General features: G+C 57.0%; 12 protein-coding genes. 4 read left to right on the top strand and 8 right to left on the bottom strand.

Features of this window, described 5'->3' with window-relative positions; all coding sequences use genetic code 11:
• Nucleotides 1-8: 8 nt before the first annotated feature.
• The 6 genes from ABJK56_RS11390 to ABJK56_RS11365 all read right to left on the bottom strand — a co-directional run bounded on the left by ABJK56_RS11390 (nucleotide 9) and on the right by ABJK56_RS11365 (nucleotide 8,914).
• Nucleotides 9-1,889, bottom strand: coding sequence for a chloride channel protein (locus tag ABJK56_RS11390; protein ID WP_347244790.1), 1,881 nt, complete (start codon nucleotides 1,887-1,889; stop codon nucleotides 9-11).
• 181 nt (nucleotides 1,890-2,070) lie between these two features.
• Complete coding sequence (locus ABJK56_RS11385; RefSeq protein WP_347244789.1) at nucleotides 2,071-2,658, bottom strand: signal peptidase II; 588 nt, start codon at nucleotides 2,656-2,658, stop codon at nucleotides 2,071-2,073.
• Between the two features lie 74 nt (nucleotides 2,659-2,732).
• The gene (locus tag ABJK56_RS11380; protein ID WP_347244788.1) at nucleotides 2,733-4,259 is read right to left on the bottom strand and encodes a family 16 glycoside hydrolase; all 1,527 of its coding nucleotides are present in this window, start codon (nucleotides 4,257-4,259) and stop codon (nucleotides 2,733-2,735) included.
• 199 nt (nucleotides 4,260-4,458) lie between these two features.
• The gene (locus ABJK56_RS11375) at nucleotides 4,459-4,974 is read right to left on the bottom strand and encodes a hypothetical protein (protein WP_347244787.1); all 516 of its coding nucleotides are present in this window, start codon (nucleotides 4,972-4,974) and stop codon (nucleotides 4,459-4,461) included.
• A 16-nt stretch (nucleotides 4,975-4,990) separates the two neighbouring features.
• Complete coding sequence (locus ABJK56_RS11370; RefSeq protein ID WP_347244786.1) at nucleotides 4,991-5,932, bottom strand: ParA family protein; 942 nt, start codon at nucleotides 5,930-5,932, stop codon at nucleotides 4,991-4,993.
• A gap of 246 nt (nucleotides 5,933-6,178) precedes the next feature.
• The gene (locus ABJK56_RS11365; protein ID WP_347244785.1) at nucleotides 6,179-8,914 is read right to left on the bottom strand and encodes a hypothetical protein; all 2,736 of its coding nucleotides are present in this window, start codon (nucleotides 8,912-8,914) and stop codon (nucleotides 6,179-6,181) included.
• A gap of 387 nt (nucleotides 8,915-9,301) precedes the next feature.
• Between ABJK56_RS11365 and ABJK56_RS11360 the strand changes: the two genes are divergently transcribed.
• From ABJK56_RS11360 to ABJK56_RS11345, 4 genes are all read left to right on the top strand, one after another.
• Complete coding sequence (locus tag ABJK56_RS11360; RefSeq protein ID WP_347244784.1) at nucleotides 9,302-11,866, top strand: DNA translocase FtsK 4TM domain-containing protein; 2,565 nt, start codon at nucleotides 9,302-9,304, stop codon at nucleotides 11,864-11,866.
• Nucleotides 11,867-12,116: 250 nt separating this feature from the next.
• A complete protein-coding gene (locus tag ABJK56_RS11355) occupies nucleotides 12,117-13,445 on the top strand; it encodes a glycosyltransferase (protein WP_347244783.1) in 1,329 nt (442 codons plus the stop codon).
• A gap of 131 nt (nucleotides 13,446-13,576) precedes the next feature.
• Nucleotides 13,577-14,137: a sigma-70 family RNA polymerase sigma factor gene (locus tag ABJK56_RS11350; RefSeq protein ID WP_347244782.1), complete on the top strand. Its 561-nt coding sequence runs from the start codon at nucleotides 13,577-13,579 to the stop codon at nucleotides 14,135-14,137.
• Between the two features lie 382 nt (nucleotides 14,138-14,519).
• Entirely contained in the window at nucleotides 14,520-16,076 is a 1,557-nt protein-coding gene (locus ABJK56_RS11345) for a hypothetical protein (protein ID WP_347244781.1), read from the top strand.
• A gap of 58 nt (nucleotides 16,077-16,134) precedes the next feature.
• Here ABJK56_RS11345 and ABJK56_RS11340 read toward each other — a convergent pair whose 3' ends face one another.
• Both ABJK56_RS11340 and ABJK56_RS11335 read right to left on the bottom strand, forming a co-directional pair.
• The gene (locus tag ABJK56_RS11340; protein WP_347244780.1) at nucleotides 16,135-16,443 is read right to left on the bottom strand and encodes a LuxR C-terminal-related transcriptional regulator; all 309 of its coding nucleotides are present in this window, start codon (nucleotides 16,441-16,443) and stop codon (nucleotides 16,135-16,137) included.
• A 257-nt stretch (nucleotides 16,444-16,700) separates the two neighbouring features.
• Entirely contained in the window at nucleotides 16,701-17,459 is a 759-nt protein-coding gene (locus ABJK56_RS11335; RefSeq protein WP_347244779.1) for a PIG-L family deacetylase, read from the bottom strand.
• Between the last annotated feature and the right edge of the window lie 60 nt (nucleotides 17,460-17,519).

The raw sequence follows: 17,519 nt of genomic DNA, 5'->3' as shown, positions 1-17,519 counted from the left end.
GCGACGCCTCATGCGGAGGTACCGGAACGGGGGATCAATCCAGCTTGAAGGCCCGCCACCCGCCGATCGTAGGCCCTCAGAATCACTTCCCGGCGAATCAAACCGATCACCTCTCCGTGATCGTTGGGCGCGACAATGGGAACCTCTTCGAGATGAGATTCCGCAAGCACCTGGAGCACCGTGTGCAAATCATCGCGCGGGGTCACTGGCCTGACTGGTACAGCCAGGTCAATTGCCCGCACGAGATTCCCAGCTCCGTCCCCTGCCAGAACCGTCCGCAAGTCATGCAGCGAAATGACGCCCACAAGCCGTTTCTCGCGATCAACCACCGGAAACGCATGCTGCTGCGTCTCCGCCACAATATGGAGGATTTCGGGCAGCGGCATATCCTCGCGGATGACAACCGGCTTCCGGTCCAGAGGGCACACCTCTTCCACTCGCATTTCTTTCAGAACATCAATCACGAAATCACCAAGATGCGCCGGACTGTCCACAAAGGAAGGCACCTGTTCGCGACAAAGAGAGATTCTTCCGGGGAGGACCGTCATTTCCACTGCCCCCACCAGCATCATCGGGACGAGCAGGTCGTGCGAACCCGTCAACTCCGAGACCATAATCAGCGCCGCCAGGGGAACCTTAAACGTGGCGGCGAGGACGCCTCCCATCCCCACCAGGACGCACGCCGGAACAGGTGGCGCCACATGCGGAAACAGGGCCTGGCATCCCCAACCGAAAGCGGCACCTGTCATGGCCCCCACAAACAATGAAGGCGCGAACAACCCCCCACTTCCGCCCGAGGCCACGGTAAGGCACGTGGCAAGGATCTTCATCAGCACGAGGGTACACGCCAGCCGAAACGGCAAGTCCGGACTCGCCAGAATCGCCTTTTGCATCCAACCGTATCCACCAGCCATCACGTGCGGGAATCCCGCGAGGACAAGGAGCCCCACACCCAATCCGCCAATCGCTGGCCTGGCCCACAAAGGAACCGGTAACTTTCGAAATACACGGTCCTGGATGGTGTAAAAGCCTTCGCTGAATAGGAAGGAGACGCCTACGCAGAGAAGTGCCAGGGCGAAATAAAACGGTAATTCGTGGGCTCCGTGAAACACACAGGGATTCAGCCCGGTCACTGGATCCGGTGTCCGCGGCAAATAAAACATGACCGATTGACCAAAAACACCGGCAAAGACCGTGTAAGCGACCACCGAAGCCACGAAGGCGGGGCCCAGTGCGGAAAATTCAATCGCTGTACCCGAGTACAAAACTTCCACGGCGAACATCGCCCCGCCGAGAGGGGCCCGGAACACCGCCCCCAGTCCGCCGGCCGCTCCCGCCAGCATGAGGATTCGACGATCCCAATCACCCAGTTTGAAGAGCTGAGCTACGGCCGAACCCACGCCAGCACCAATTTGTGTGATGGGCCCCTCGCGCCCTGCCGACCCGCCTGTCCCAATTACGAGCAAACTTGTCACGGCTTTGGCGAGCGGGACCTTGACCGGAATTTTCCCCGCCAGTCGATGAAACGCCTTGATCATCGCATCTGTGCCGTGGCCTTCCGCCTCGGGCTCAAAAAAGCGAATGATCAGGCCGCACACCAACCCCCCTAAAGCTGGGATGAATACCACCAGCCACCCACCACGTGGGGCGATAAACGGGGCGGCCGGATCCCTAGTTGGCTGGGGTGGCATCTGGTAGCCGAGTACGTTCCCGAGCACAAATTTCTGAAAACTTTCCAGAGCCCACGTGAATAGAACTGCAGACAGACCGGTGCACACGCCCACAAGCACGGCGAAACCCAGAGGGCGTCCCCACCTATACCATTCAAGCTTCGTTCGGAAAGGGAGACCCAGACGTTCTCGAAGAATTGCTTTACCCAACTTGTTCACGGCAACTGGCCTGTTTTTTTCAAGTTTCGCACGTACAACCTGTCGAGTATAACCCTCGTTGAAGGTCTTCTAGAAACGCTCGTCTCCAACACGGGCACGCCAAGAAAGATTACCCTTTGACGGACAGACCCCGAGAGAAAGCCGCCAACCGGAGACGTCGCCCCCTCCATCGGTGCCAGCATCAGGCGGGCGGTGCATTAGGAATTGGCCCCTCCGACGCGCTGTCCCCAGAAAAAAATAGCGTATGGAGCACAAGCGCGACTACGCCGCAGACGAGAAGACTGTCTGCGACATTGAAATTCGGCCACGGCCAGGAGCCGATCATCACCAGGATCCAATCCCTGACGGCATAAACCGGCTCACCCGGCGGATGGAGGGGGTTCCCTTCCTGCCATCTCAGCCCGTGGAGCCCCAAGCGATCATAAAGATTTCCGAAAATTCCGGCGGTGACCGCTGCCAAACTGATCAACAGCCACCAGCTCCTGGCGGCTCCGCCGATGAATAGCCAGGCCAGGATTCCCGCCGCAAAAATCACCGAGAGACCGGCAAACCACGGCGCGAAACCCTGTCCCATACCGAAAAGGGCCCCTTCGTTGAGGCTCGTCTGAAAGCCGAACACACCCGGAACAATCCACCACACTGGCTTCTCACCAGGCATGCCCAACTGCCGAAAAATCCACTCCTTCGTAACGAGGTCTACACCCAGACCCACTGCCACAAGCGACAGGAACACGATACCCCGGAAAGCAAGCTGCCTTTTTGTGAGCATCCTATCCACGCTGCGGCTGCTTCATAAACAAAGTCACGTTGCGTTCCGTCACACCACCTGTTCGACCAACAACACTATCTGGGGGCATTCGAGCGCGCCTTCGGTCGGATGAGCAAGAAGTCCCGCCCACGAAGCCCACATTTGTCGATCATGTCAAAGCAACGCGCGAGGGATATCGGTCGGTCATCGAAGTTGTTCGTCCCCAGAGTAAATTTGGCTCCCATCTCTTTAGCAAGACGAATAAACTTCTCGGGCGGATAGCCACTCGCGTTTATTTCAAAGGCCACCCCTCGCTCGACCGCGGTTTGAATAATCAGCCTCATTCGCTCCTCTGTCCATAGTTCGTCGTAAAGATGGGCAATCGGTTTGGGAAGCCAGGTGGGATTGGCTAGAATCGTGATCGGTTCCGAAAGCACACGCAAATTATGCCGAACATATCGCTCCATCCACGCCTTGGGATCGTCGATCGTGTACTGGTCGGTCAGCCAGAGTTTGACAGGGGGGCTGCTGTCGTCCGGCATGGGCATAATCATCGTGTCGGCAAGAACGTAGTCCAATCTACCCAGAAGTTTGGGGTCGATCGCCTCTGCCCAATCCCGATCGTTGACCTGGATCCCTACAAAGACCGGCTTATCCGCCACGCCGTCCAGAAAAGCAGCGAGTTTCTCGTTGGTGTCCAGCGGCCAACCACGACCGTGATTCTCCAGCACACCGGCGTTAATTCCTGTCACGGCCTGCCGTTCGATGGCCTTGTCGACGGTCATACCCCCACGGAGGTGTATATGAAAGTCAGTGGCAGGAATGGCCAGCATCGAAAGCCGGTCAATCAATCCCTCGGTCATGCCGTACGGGGTAACATCTGGGCGCGGTTCCGCGAACGGATTCGCATCATCTGGCAAACGGCGGATGCGGATATTGCGAAAATGAATCCGGCTTCCTGGATCGTGGGCCTGAAGTGCGATTGTTCCTTGGGAAAGTCGCCGCTCCGTACGATTCTTCGCGCGGGGTGGAACGGCAGGCTCCACGTAGTCGACCATGGGAAACTCGTTCACCCACACGCGAATCCGCTTGCCCACCACCAAAATCCGCATCCGAAACCACTGATCATCGGGCAGGAAAGCCTTGAAAACGTCTTGAATGGCGAATAGCCCCCCGGTTCGCCGAAACTCCGGGTTTTCTCCCACCATGGGATATGAATTGTTGATCTGGACTTCGTACCCGGCGGTGGGCGACCCGCTCTCCTGATAACGCGTATGGATGAATACCCCAGAGTTCGCGCCAGGCTTGGTGAGGACTTCCAGGGCGAGCTCAAAGTTTCGGAAATTGTGGTTGCCCACAGGGCCTTCGTAGAAAAGGTGGCTGCGCGGGCCATCTGCAACCAGACAGCCGCCCTCTACCCTCCAGCTTGCCTTGTTTTCGGACGCGCGCCAGCCCTCCAGAGAACGGCCGTCGAACAGGCTGACCCATTCGTCGGGCGACGCCGACACACCATTGCATCCCACAATCCCCACAGCGGTGAGCTGGGCCGTCGCTTTCAGAAGCTCACGTCGGGTCAATCGTCGCCTGTTAGTCCTGATGCTTTCACTCTTCTGCGATTCCATGGAGGTTTACTCCTGGTTTTTCCGCAAGAGGCAGATGCGCGGGCAGCTCTAAAAAAATTCACGCTGGAGGTTTTGCCCCACAGGGTCAGCATAACAGCCCTTGTCAAAAAAGGGAAGATTGAAGCCTCCGTGGGTCATATTTCAAAATCTGAGTTTCAGTCGGAACACGTGTTTTTCCGCCAGGATTAATCCGCACACGTTACGGTTGAGCATCGCCCAAAATTCCCTCATGCGTTCGGCGGTTGACAATTTCCTGCACCAGTCGATGCTTTAGGGTGTCGATCGTGTCCTTGCTGGTGGTGTAGCCTCCTGCTTGCTTAACGGCAGCAATCCATTCCGGCTTACCGAGTTTTGTTTTCTGAACGAGTACGCGTAGCTCGGCTTCCGGCATCCGCCGAAGTTGCTCCACAAATCCCGCGATCTTGGCTTCGTCCACCGTCTTGGCCTGGCTTCGACTTCGCCCGCGCGTGCTACCGGACTCAAAGGCTTTCATAAAGTCCCTGATGCGTTTGAGTCCCTCGGGAATCCCCTCGGAGGCGACTCGCTCCCGGGTAGGAACCCGCGCGATCGCTTCCCTCAGCTCACTCATCACGTTAATCATCCTTTGGAGGACGGTCAAAAACTCGTTCTTTTGCGCCTCCTCCGGCAACATGCCAATAACGGACTGCAAGTCCTGAAGAACCGCGTCAATGGAAGCACCTGACTTCTTGCCCATACCGAATCCTTCGCCTTTACTGACAGCGTTTCAAGAATTCCTCTGTGATCCTCTCGTATTCTCCCAGTTGTGCGGCTTCTCGGGCCGACGGGATTTTAGCTCGCCAAACCGGGCACTGCGCCTCAGCGGCTTCACTGTAGCCGGTTCGCTCGGTCGTTCCACAATTAAACACGTGACGTCGAAAGCGTTCCTCTTCACGAAGTTTCTCAATCGTCCGGTCATGCTGTTTGGTATTTCGCTTTTTGACCCAAATAATACCGCCGAGGCTCGCCGTAGGCACATTTTCGTACCCCGCGAGAGCACCCACATGGGCGATTTTCTTTCTGATATCGTCGATCTTTCGTACCAGAATTTCGAGACCGATTGCGGAAAGAAATTCAGGAATCAGCGTCACCATATAGTAGTGCGATGCCCGAATGGCGTTCTGCGTCATCATGTAGAGATTCGGGGGACAGTCGATGAGAATAAAATCGTAGCTGTTCCCAATCTCCTCGCAGACCTGCTGCAAAAATGCCCACTCGTTGAGTAGCTTTTGGGCGAGCTGGCGGAGAACCTCGTACCCGCTGGCCGCCCGGGCCGCTGAAACCGTCGGCACCAGTCCACCCAGGTCTTCACCCAGCAGATCGATATCACAGGGCAAGAGATCGACTCCTTCGATGGGTTCTCCGCCCCCCTGCACGGCGTTGCGAACGATGAAATCGCGAGCATCCAGCGGATACCGGCCCTCGCGAAACCGTCGGTAAAGATCGCGAATCGTTCCCTGTTGACGGCGAAATTCGTCGTACTTCTCGTAAGCCATGCACAGCAGCGAGAGGTTGGACTGCGGATCAATATCTACGAGTAGCACACGCTTGCCGTGGTGTTCTGCCAAACTGCATCCGATGTGGTACGTGGTCGTCGTCTTGCCCACTCCACCTTTGTAATTGATAAACGACACGATGCGGGGTTGGCTCATCATAGGGCTCCTTGGAACGTGGAACGGATCAATCGGCCCGGGTGGCGGGGACTGGTTGTTTCTTGTTCCATGCCGTCTTCCCAGCGCACGGAAGATTCCCGCAGGGCGTCGAAGGCCCCCTCGGAAAGGTTTCTCCTCAACCAGGCAAACTTTTTATTCGGGTTAATGGTATCCTGGGTTACGCCTGGGGAACTACCCCCGTAAATCTGGCTTCTTCGGCTCGCCAGTTTAAGTCGCTGCGCTTACCGTTCATTTTGTCAAAATCACATAGAGGCAGTCCGGAGGAGCATCGAGAATAACCTCGCCGCCTTGACGCTCCAGAGAGATCTCGTGCCGGGGATATCCATCCACGTCCAGAACAATAGCTCGTCGCAGGGCCGGATTATTCAGTGAGAGCTTGACCCGGTTATCTGCCAACCGCCATGGCGGTCGCCCCGTATCGAGAATCTGCTTGCCTTGGAGCTTCTGCCCTCCCGACTCGAAGGTGGCATCACGTTCAGTCCAGCCGGTCATTCGAGCAGTGGTTCCCAGCTGAACGAGGACCTTCTCCGAATCCCGCAGCGGGCGATTGTCCATCGCTACGACCATGATGGTGGCATAATCGTTGTCCGTGGTGATCGTCACATCATCCAAGCCGAATCGCCCACCCGCACGCTTGAGAAATCCTGTGCACCCCTGGCATTTGGGCGTATCCACTATGCACACCCCGTTGCGGATATCAAGCGTGATTTCCCCCGTCATACTGCGGACGAGACCTTTTTCTCGATCGATATAGCGGGATAGATCAACCACCCGGCTGTTCTTTTCCTCGCCGCCGAACTTAACATGAACCGGTCCCACAAAGAACGCCAGCCGATCCACCTCCTGCTTGATTGGCGATTGGGGCGCGAAATCCCCCGGGTCCCGATTCGGATCAAATTTCCCCGCTTCCGCGATGATGGGCACGCGACGCTCCCACATTCCCTGGAGACTTCGCTCTTCATAAACAGCGGGTCCCTCTGCCGGCCGAATGTATCCCAGCCGATAGGCGAGAGCGGCCGCAGGAAACATTCCCGCCTGAGTTGGAACCGAGCCTTCCCATTTTTTGAGAGAGTTGAGTCCGCCTACCTTCCACCATGGCCAGACGGGATCCGTTGTCCAAAATTCGTCGCCATACGAGAACCAGTAAAAAGCGTCCACCCCTGTCAGCGACATGTATGCTGCGGCCAGGAACGGCCCCTCCGTTTGATACAAACCGGGGTGAACCCAGGCCACTTCGGTGAGGATCATCGGTTGGCCGACGGTTTGCTTGAGAGCGCCGGGAAACTCGTCCGGATTAAGCAGGCATGACTGACTCAAATAAAAGTGGTTGGGATCGATCCGCCAGCCGTCATTGGGACCGATGTGAATGACTCCCGTGTAACGATTAATCGCCGACACATCCATCGCGGTGTAGGTCCAGCGCTCGCAATCTTCGAGCAACACGGGATCGGCGGTCCGCCAGTTAGTTGCGTTGAGAAGCTGCCTGCATCCCAGCGTTTCGCGGTAATACTTCGCCATGTCAGCGTAGAAGTCGTATTGCAGACGGCTCATAAACTCGAGCTGGTCAGCCAGCCGTTTTGCCCAGGCGACGTTTGGCTTTGGCGCCTGAGAGGTCATCCGCCAGATGATTTCCATCCACATTTCACCAGCTTCAGGACGGTCTTTGTCATGTTTAGCTCCACCCCACGCCGCCTGAGCCTTTTCCAGTGAGCCGTACTTCTTTATCAAGAAGCGCGCGAACAGTTGGCGGAGCTTGCCGGCAAACGGCTCCCGAATGTTTTGAGAAGTCCAGAAGAGGATACTATCCTCATTTTGCACTTGAATGATCGCCACCGTGGGATCCTGCGAAAGCGGGATGCCAGTGTAGGGATTGGGACGCGTGTAAAGTTCTTTGACCCAGGTTTTATAAGCGTTTTGAAGCTTTTCTTCAAAGAAGATGAGCCCCTCCGGCCCGGAGTGGCCCGTGTACGTATCGAGTCCCCAACTTGCCGGAATCTTCTGCGTGTGCGACCAGTAGGGAGAGATCGTCACGTAAATGCCGTGCTTTTTACACTCCGCCACATACCGCTGGATCTGATCGATGACCTTTTCATCCACATCTGTTAATCGGGCTCCCTCTTTTTCCACGCATAACTGGGCGTGCACCCGGACCATATTCACGCCCAGTTTGGCCAGCCAGCGGAGATGTCGCTGCATCCTGTCGGGTTCCATTCGCCAGCCGTAATCCACGACTCCCCAGAAACGAATGGGCTGCCCGTCTCCGCGAACAAAACTCATTCCATCAGGAGACAGGCGAATAAAACCTTTTTCGCCGGCGATTGGCTCATTGAGATCCCGAAGGTCGACGAGTGCTCCGGGCCGGATCGGATCTTCATTGGGCTGGAAGGGCCAGGTTCCAGCCTCCGTCACGACATCCGCCTCGGTTTCCGGTGAACCTGGTTTAGCCAGCCCCTTGGGTGAAAACCGCTCGTTGGTGAGAACAAAGGCGTCTAAACCGCCGTGGTGCTGTAATTCTCCATGGAAACGGAAGGCAATAGTGTGTTCACCGCGAGCAAGCGTCACCCGCCCGGCATTGACCCAGCCGATGAACCGCAGATCAATTTTGCCGTCCGCGGCGATGTTCGTGACCTCTAAGGCATTGGAGAGATCGAGTTCCCGCCAACCGGCACCGTCAATGCTCAGCGACACTCGAGTCCGTACCGGATTGATGCGTAGCCACAGTACGTACTCTCCGCCATCTTGCACACCGATTCGGTATTCGACGGTTCCTTCTTTCTCTTCTGAAAAATTGCTGATCCAATCGCCGCCGGAAAGGAAGTCTTTCTTCACCTGATCGTACCACCAAGGGTGGCGATTCATCTTGTGAGAAGTCGGGTGTTCCCCTTCCTGCCAAATACTTTCGCCGCAGGCGCTCGCAAACGTGCCGACAACAAAGACCAAACCCATCACAACTTTCATTCGCATGCTTTGCCTCCTCGTTCCGGAAGGACGATACTTGGAAGGGTAACAACGGAAACCTAGCAGGGTCATTTCTGGGCTGGATGCCAGGCTCGCTCTGGGAGCGATTTGATTCACCCCGGTAATATCCGCATTCGGACGCTGGCTGGCAAGGAGGGAAGAATACGGTTTTCCGCGAATGTATTAATAGAGATGATTACCCGTGTTACGCGGACTGGAAAATTTTTTACCATGGCAAGGCTCAAGTGGCTCACGTAAAGGGAAACGAGCGTACTGGTACAGACGCTTGAGCCAGATTGCCTTTTCCTGCAGACGGTCGATTGCCGATGCGCCTCTGGGGTATTCCATCCTCGTTGGAAGCCACCTCTCGCCCAGTCGGTCGTCCAAACTCCTATGTCGTTTCACTCTGAACTGCGCCGAGATTTACTGGCCCTCGTGCTCCTTGCCATCACACTGTTTTTGGGGGCGAGCTTAATCACCTTCGACCCCGCAGATCCCCCCAGTGATCTCGTTTTCCCCTCTCATACGCAGGTGTCCAACGTCTGTGGTCCGATGGGTGCCACGGTTGCCTTCCACCTCTTGGAGTGGCTGGGACTTGGAGCGTGGTATCTGGTTGTCAGTCTCTGCATTACCAGCATAACCCTGCTAATGCGACAGCCCGTCACGCGCGTTAACACCCGAATCGCTGGCTGGCTCGTGTCGCTGGTGTCTCTCCTGGGGCTGACGGACTGTGTGTTCCACTCATGGAGTCCAGGAAGCATCGCAGGCCCTGGCGGCTACCTTGGTTTCCTTGTCCGCTACGTTGCGGAACAGCGGTTCGGCTATCTGGGAGCAGTGGGAACGTTCTTTGGAATGTTTTCTCTGGGGTTCCTCCTGTGGACCGATCTGTCGCTGGTTCGCGCCGTTGCCGCGGCAGCTTTCTGGCCGGTTAAAGGGATTCTCCGCGGATTGTTGGTGGTTGCGGAAGGCTACGGCGTGTTCCGCAGACCATTCGAGGGGACGGCCCCCTTGGAGAAAGCGAAAACTACAACTTCCGACGAAATACAAACTACTCCCGCTGTTGGGGACGAGCGGAGGAATGTCGAGAGCGAAGGTGACAGTGCCCGCGCCATTGTCGTCAAAAAACCAGCCCAGGTCGCTCCGGTTACTCTGGCACAGGGAACAGAGGAGGAGTCCCCGAGCGGTTCCAAACCGGCGGAACGCAGGGTGAGCGAACCCCGCATCCGCAAACCTACGAAACCTCCTCGCGAGGAGCTCCTTGAAGAGATTGAGTCCGATGCCCGCGCAATGCGACCGGTGCAATATAAGCTCCCATCCATCGATTTACTTCTGGAGCCCGAGCCTTTCCGGTTTGAAGAGCAAGAAAAGGAAGTTCGAGCAAAAGCCCAAATCCTGGAAAAGACGTTCGCCGACTTTGGCTATCACGTGCGAGTAGTAGAGATCCAGACAGGTCCTGTCATCGCCCAATTTGAGGTGGAACTGGAAGCCGGTTTGCGGCTCAGCAAGATTACGGCTCTCGCTGATGATCTGGCCATCGCCCTGCGCGTGCCCAGTGTTCGGATCGTCGCACCCATTCCCGGCAAAAACACGGTGGGGATTGAGGTGCCCAACAACGAGCGGCAAATCGTTCGTCTTCGGGAGGTTATTGAGGAAAGCCACGGCAAATACCAGGCCATGCGGATTCCGATATTTCTCGGCAAGGACGTGGCCGGACACCCCATGGTGGTGGACCTGGCCACAATGCCGCATCTGCTTATTGCCGGTCGCACGGGAACCGGCAAAAGCGTCTGTCTCAATTCGATTATTCTTTCCATCCTGATGACCAAGACACCTGACGAAGTGCGGCTCCTTCTCATCGATCCCAAAATGGTGGAGCTCAGCCCTTACAAACGGGTACCGCATCTCATGCATCCCGTCGTTACGGATATGCGTAAAGCGGAAGCCATCCTGGCCTGGGCCGTAGAAAAAATGGAGGAACGGTACGCCCTTCTCGCGCGAGCCGGAGTTCGTCACCTCAGCGTTTACAACCAGCTCGGCGAGGAAGAATTGATGCGCCGCATGCGCCCGGAAACCGACGAGGAACGCGCCCAAATCCCCACCCATATGCCCTATATTGTCATCATTGCTGACGAGATGGCCGACCTCATGATGACCGCCGCCAAAGAGGTGGAAACCCACATTATTCGGCTGGCACAGAAAAGCCGGGCGGTGGGAATTCACCTCGTGCTGGCCACACAAAAACCAACCGTGGACGTCATCACCGGGTTGATCAAATCTAACCTGCCCGCCCGCATTTGCTTTGAGGTAGCCAGCCGGGTGGACAGTCGCGTTGTGCTCGACGAAATGGGGGCCGAAAAACTGTTGGGTAACGGCGACATGTTGTTCCTGCGACCAGGTACCAGTACCCTCATTCGGGGTCAGGGCACGTACGTCAGCGACGACGAAATCAATCGCGTCATTGATGCGGTGGCCGTCCACGAACCGGAGTACGTCCAGGAGCTCGTTCAGTTGAAACCATCCCTGCCGGAGCAGGGCCAAAAAGGTGCTTTGACAGCCCGCGACGAACTCTATGAAGCCGCCGTAGATATCATCATTCGGGAAGGGCGTGGAAGCGTGTCGCTTCTCCAGCGCGCCCTAGGCATCGGGTACGGACGAGCGGCCAGACTCATCGACTACATGGAGGAAGACGGCATCGTCGGACCGTACAATGGTTCACAAGCTCGGGAAGTTCTCATGACGCTAGAACAATGGGAAGCAATCCGCCAGCAACGGAGCGGTTCGTCGGCACAAACCCTGTTAGGCTCGCCTTCCGGTGCCACTGGTAACCCACGAATGAACCGTATTGTCCTGGTCCCGGAAACGAACCGGCCGTCGGCGGAAAGCCCATTTAACGCTCCTCGGGACGAACCTCCCGCATCCCATACCGAAAGTCCTAGTAGCTCGTCGGGGGCAACCTAACGCAATCCAGTCTACCCGACTGTGGGTTGCCTGTCTTTCATCCGAAGTCAAATGCTTGTGGCGGCCCCGAGCCCCTCCGCGCTTCCGGCGAGCTTCTTTTTCTGGCACAGATCCCCGTGATTAAGGACTTCGTCCAGTTTTACCCTGGTGGATCACACCTCTCGTGTTGACACTTGCGCCCTTTCATGCCTATGCTGATCCGAAAGACGGAGTGGGAAAACGGGAAACAAGTTCCAATAAGGCACAGTCCATGGATGGGTTTTCACTCGGCTTAATCTTGGCGGGTGTCCTGGCTGCCGTTCAACTGGTGCTCCTCGCCCTTCAGGCGTTTGAGCATTATCGTTACGCAGCGCGCCGACTCCAAAAAAAGGCCTATGGTCACCCCACCGGTCAGGCCCTGGTCATCATCCCCTGTCGCGGTCTGGAACACAATCTCGAACAGAATCTGGCCGGTTTTTTCTCTCAAGATTACACCAACTATTCCCTCAGATTCGTCGTGCAATCACAAGATGACCCGGCCCTGGGCGTGATTGAGCGTCTCATCAGTGAACACCCGCACGTTCCGGCCGAACTGGTGGTGGCAGGGCCGGCCACAAACGAGGCTCAAAAAGTTCATAACCTTCGCGCCGCAACCCATGCGATTCCCGAGTCCATCCGATATCTGGTGTTTGCCGATTCAGATGCCTCGCCCTCGCCGAGCTGGTTAAGGGCTCTCGTAAGCCGATTGGAAGAGTCTCGGTCGGCCGCTGTCACCGGCTACCGCTGGTTTGTTCCCACGCAGGGGACCTTCCGCGAGGCGGTCGTCTCTTCCCTCAACGCAGCCTACGCCATGCTGATGGCGGGCAAGACGCCCAATCTTGTTTGGGGAGGAACCTGGGCCACCACCCGAGAAAGTTTTCAAAAGCTTGGCATTCGGGACGCGTGGGAAGGCCAAATCTGTGATGATCTCGTGGTGGCTCGCCTTTTATTGCGTCGCGGCTTGCGAGTGCAGTACGAACCCGCCTGCCTTGTCGCCACCGCGTGCTATTCTTCGATCCGAGAAATGATCGCTTTTATCCATCGCCAGTATTTCCTGCTCCGGCATGTCCTGCCCGCCTGGTGGCTGTTCGACACCTTGGTAGGAAATTACCACATCCTCGTTTTCTGGACAGCTATCAGCGCAACGGTTTTAGGTGGGAATTCTGTTCGATGGACCGGCTTGGCCACAGCTAGCGTCCTTTTCATTCTGAATTGGGTCAGGGCAGAATTCCGTGCGGCAGCAGCCAGCGCTTACTTTCCACAACTCGCCCACCAGCCTCCTTTCCAAAGGATATTCTGGTGGGATCGGGTGGCCAACTCGCTCATTGCTACCCTCGGGTTCGTTCTCAGCATTTCTGCTGGCCTGCGTCGATCGGTCTCCTGGCGCGGCATCACCTACCGCATCGAACGCAACGGACTTGTCCAAGTTTGGCACGGAACTCCCGCTCACGACACGTCGTCCTGTCCGGGCGAGCGGGGATCCGAAAGTGCCGGGCAAAATGCGGCTGTTCTCTTCTCGACGGATGACGCGGGATCTGACCCGCACCGATCGGCGGCTTAATCGCGTCATCGCTCGGACCGTTTGACAGACCTTCTCCCGCGCCTCATGATGAATAGACGATCGCTGGGTACAAGGCGGAACGGCGTCAGGGCCCAAAAATCCGGCGGGCAGACCGGGAATATGGAACGACAGTGAAAGAGGACGAGGATCTGATCCGAGAAACTCTGGCAGGTGTCCCTGCTGCGTTCGGCAAGCTGGTCCAGAAATATCAGGACCGGCTCTACAACACCATGCTGCACGTGGTGGGTGATGCCGATGAAACCCTCGATGTGGTACAGGAGGCCTTCGTGCAGGCCTTCCTAAACCTCCCCTCTTTCCAGGGAAACAGCGCCTTTTACACGTGGCTGTACCGAATTGCATTCAATGTGGCGGCCACTCATCATCGGCGGCGCAAATCCACACAATCGTTCGATCAACTCACCAGTGACCAGGGACATCAACTGGCCGACCCAGACCAATCCCCCATAGAAAAACTTCAGGTTCAGGAACGCTGCGAGCGGGTCAGGCGGGCCATCGCCACCCTGTCGGAAGACCATCGCGCGATCCTTGCATTAAGGGACTTGGAAGGGTACTCCTACGAGGAAATTGCCACGATTCTGGATATTCCGGTGGGAACTGTAAGGAGTCTCCTCCACCGTGCCCGAATGGAACTCTATGAAAGATTAAAGGCATGGGAGAACGAGTTATTCTGACTGGTCGCAGCAGCCAAAGTAATTGAGGTGATTGTCAGGTTTTTCGACGAGCGAATCAGTTACTCGGGTAAGCGCAATCCCGACTACCCGGTCCAGTGAGATTGTTAGGACGGCCTCAGCGGTATCCTTACCAACCGGGCGATCAAAAAGTCGAATTACCCTTGACATCGGATCCAAAACACGGGAACTTACCCGACAGATCATGCGTCAAAGATTCGGCAGTGAAAATTCGGTAAAGATCGAAAGGGTCGGTAAACTGGGTTCCTCGCCCTTGCGGTCAAAGCCGACTAACGATCGAAATCCACCGCTGAACATCCCGATGCATTTTTGACTCACCGATATGGCGGGTACATCAATTTCGGATCGCGCTGGATAAATACCAATGTCGCGCAAGCCTGATCAAGAGCTCCTGAGCGCCTACCTCGACGGGGAGTTAACCCCCCAGGAGTTGCTCCACGTCGAGCAGTGGCTCTCGCGCGATCCGGAAGCCCGTCAGCTTCTTGAGCGGCTTCGCAGGCAGCGGGACCTTCTTGCCAGCCTACCGAGCGTTCGCTGCCCGCAAAATCTTGCCCCCGTCGTTTTGGAGACAGCAGAACAGCGAATTCTGCTCGAAGGAGTCCCCTCCAAAGCAATCGGAAATACACCGATCCGGGGGAAGCGAGGTCAGCTGCAAGAGCTGTCTTCGCTGGCCCGGCGGATTTTCCGTCCACGAAATCTTGGCTGGGCCATTCTGGCGGGTTCTATCGGGCTGGCCATTCTCCTTCTGTACCCTGAAAGGCGCCCCCGCGAGGTGGGTTTCCACCCCATGGCGCCGCAGGAGCAGGAATTCGGAAACGTTCGCTCTCCTGTCTTGGCTCAGAAGGCCGTCCCGGAATTGAAAGCGGCACCCTCTATGGGAGGCGGCCCTTCCGTCGATTCCGCGCCGCGCCGAGCTCAAGAGGCGCTCGAGTTAAGGGAGGAGTTTGGGCCGGCTTCTCAGATGGAAAGGGCGGAACATGCTCCGATTGCTTCGGCTCCCGAAGTCCCCGGAGCGCCGTCAGGCGAATCGATCGCCTCCGTCCCCGCTGGGCGGAGCGACGCTCCCCCCGGGCCTCTGGTGATCGAGGGTATCCGCCCAGTCGGGCCATCTGATCGGAGCGTTCGGCAACCGGCAGCCGATCGGGCGTCACAAGTACAAACGCTGACCGCGGAAATTCGCTGCCGGTTGGTCCCCGATGCGCCCCTGCAGACACTTGTGGAACGCTTGGTGGCGCGGCGTGAAGCGATCCCCGACAACGCTGTGACCGGGAATCCCTGGGAATTCGCCGGTCACCTTCAGCGAGGTTCCGCAAGCGACCAGTTCGTGGCGTCGGACGAGAAGAGCGGCCTCCCACCTGGAATCCATCTCCAGCTAACTCGCGAAGACGATCAGCAGGTCGCCGTACTTGAGTTCTCGGCTACGGAGCCACAGCTCAAGGCGGTCCTCGATGAGCTGGCTGGAAGCCGTTCCTGGGTGAAAGACATCCAGTTGCCCGAGTCGCTCGCTTCACTCGCTCAGGTGAGGGCACCTGCGGTGGGCAAACCATTGGCCCCTGGGGCGATCTCTGAAACGGAATCCCAGGTGAAAACAGGTGCGGTCCCTCCTGGTCCTCAGCAGAGGGCCGTGATTCCCGGAGCCCGACAACTTTCCGCCGGTGTGGACGGAAGCCAACAGGAGAGCCTTCCTGGCCAAGCTGCACCCCTTGCAAAAGTGGCACAACCGGAAGGTAGACCGATGCCGCCACTTGGTGCGCTCCCAAACAAGGAGACGACGACATATCACGTTCGCCTCGTCCTAGTAAGGCCAATCAACAGCGCTAAGCCAGCCGTCCAGGAAAGTACACCAACAGAGGACGAGCCAACCCAACCGCAAGACTCACATCCGGATTCGCGACCTGCCCAATCTTCCCCAGCCAACTAGAAACAAGATGGCGAAAAGCTCGTCGCCAGTCACCCATCGTGGCACCGGCACGCGGGCATCAGTTCCAGCCATCGTTCTTTCGCCCACTTCGGCGTTTTTCAAGGGGCGTAAGACGATCGTTGAGCGGGCTAATGCGCAACTTGATTGCCATCCGTGTGACCAGTGGCAACTTATTAACCCCCAACTTCTTCATTGCGTTTGATTTGTGGTTGTCCACGGTACTCGGCGCCAGTTTAAGGATGGCGGCCGCCTCTTTCACTGAGCAGCCCAAACTGATAAGCCGGATCACCTGTCTTTCCCGCGGCGTTAAATCTTTGGCCGTCACGGCGGCTGCACCTGTTTTTACTTGTGTTTTTTTCTTCGCCATGGTTTTCCCCTCGGCCGATTCTTATGGTGAAACCCCACACCCGCCCATTGACTATCATTCCCATGAGCCTGCCAAAGCCCCGGCGCTTACCACTGCATACCCTCTCTATTGGGTCAGGGCTATGCATCTGACCGCGTGTTCAACCGTTTTCTCCGGTCCGCCTTTCCCGTCACTAATTGGGTGTGACCCACCACACCTCGGCCCCTTGAGATGGTTTGGGTGATGTGTATGAATCACCCACCAATCGCACCAGAAAACTATCGCCTCAGCGGAAACAGTTCCGACAGAATATCGTCTCGGGGATACGCATGTCCTCGATGCTGCACAAAGGCTTCAGCGGCGGCGACGCCCACATCCTTCCCGCGAAACACAGCGTGCCGCCGCATCGATTCGATGTACTCATCCATTCCGTGGTAGGATCGCAACCATTCCCGCTGGCTGGCATGGCATGCCAGCATTTCCGCCTTCTTTTCCAACTGAGCGGAGATATCAACGTAGGTCGTCGGGGCGATAACCTGGCCGTAAGGATCGAGCCCCTCCGGTGGATCGCAATAGTAGAGATATGGGACGGCTGTATTCTCCTTAAGCGGGAAGGCCGAGGCATTGGGAGCACCGTGCAGAAAGCTGGCCGCTCGGGCCACCAGGGCTGTCATTTCATGATCCATCATGTAGTCCCGCAGGGCGTGAGTGAACACCAGACCGGGTGCAATTCGTCGAAACAGATCCACCGCCTTTTGAATGGTGGGCTTGTCGTACACGATGAATCCGTCGTGCTCATCGAGACAATGATAGGTGGCGCCGATCAGTTGGGCAGCGGCCGTGGCTTCTCGCGTCCGGCGACTGGAAATATCCCAGCGATTCTCGGTCATCGTTCCACAATCGCCCGGCGCCAGGCTGGCAATGTGCACCTCCCAGCCCAGCTCCCGCAACCGAATGAGCGTACCGCCACAACAGAACTCTGCATCATCCGGGTGCGCCATCAAAGCAAGCGCCACGCGATTACGACCCGGGGTCATCGTGATGGACTCCTTCCCGCAGAAAAACCGGAGTATCGTATGGTCAATGAGCTCCCGCTT

The organism is Thermogutta sp. (genome assembly GCF_039793925.1).
GTDB lineage: Bacteria > Planctomycetota > Planctomycetia > Pirellulales > Thermoguttaceae > Thermogutta.
This window is presented reverse-complemented; position numbering and strand designations above follow the sequence as displayed.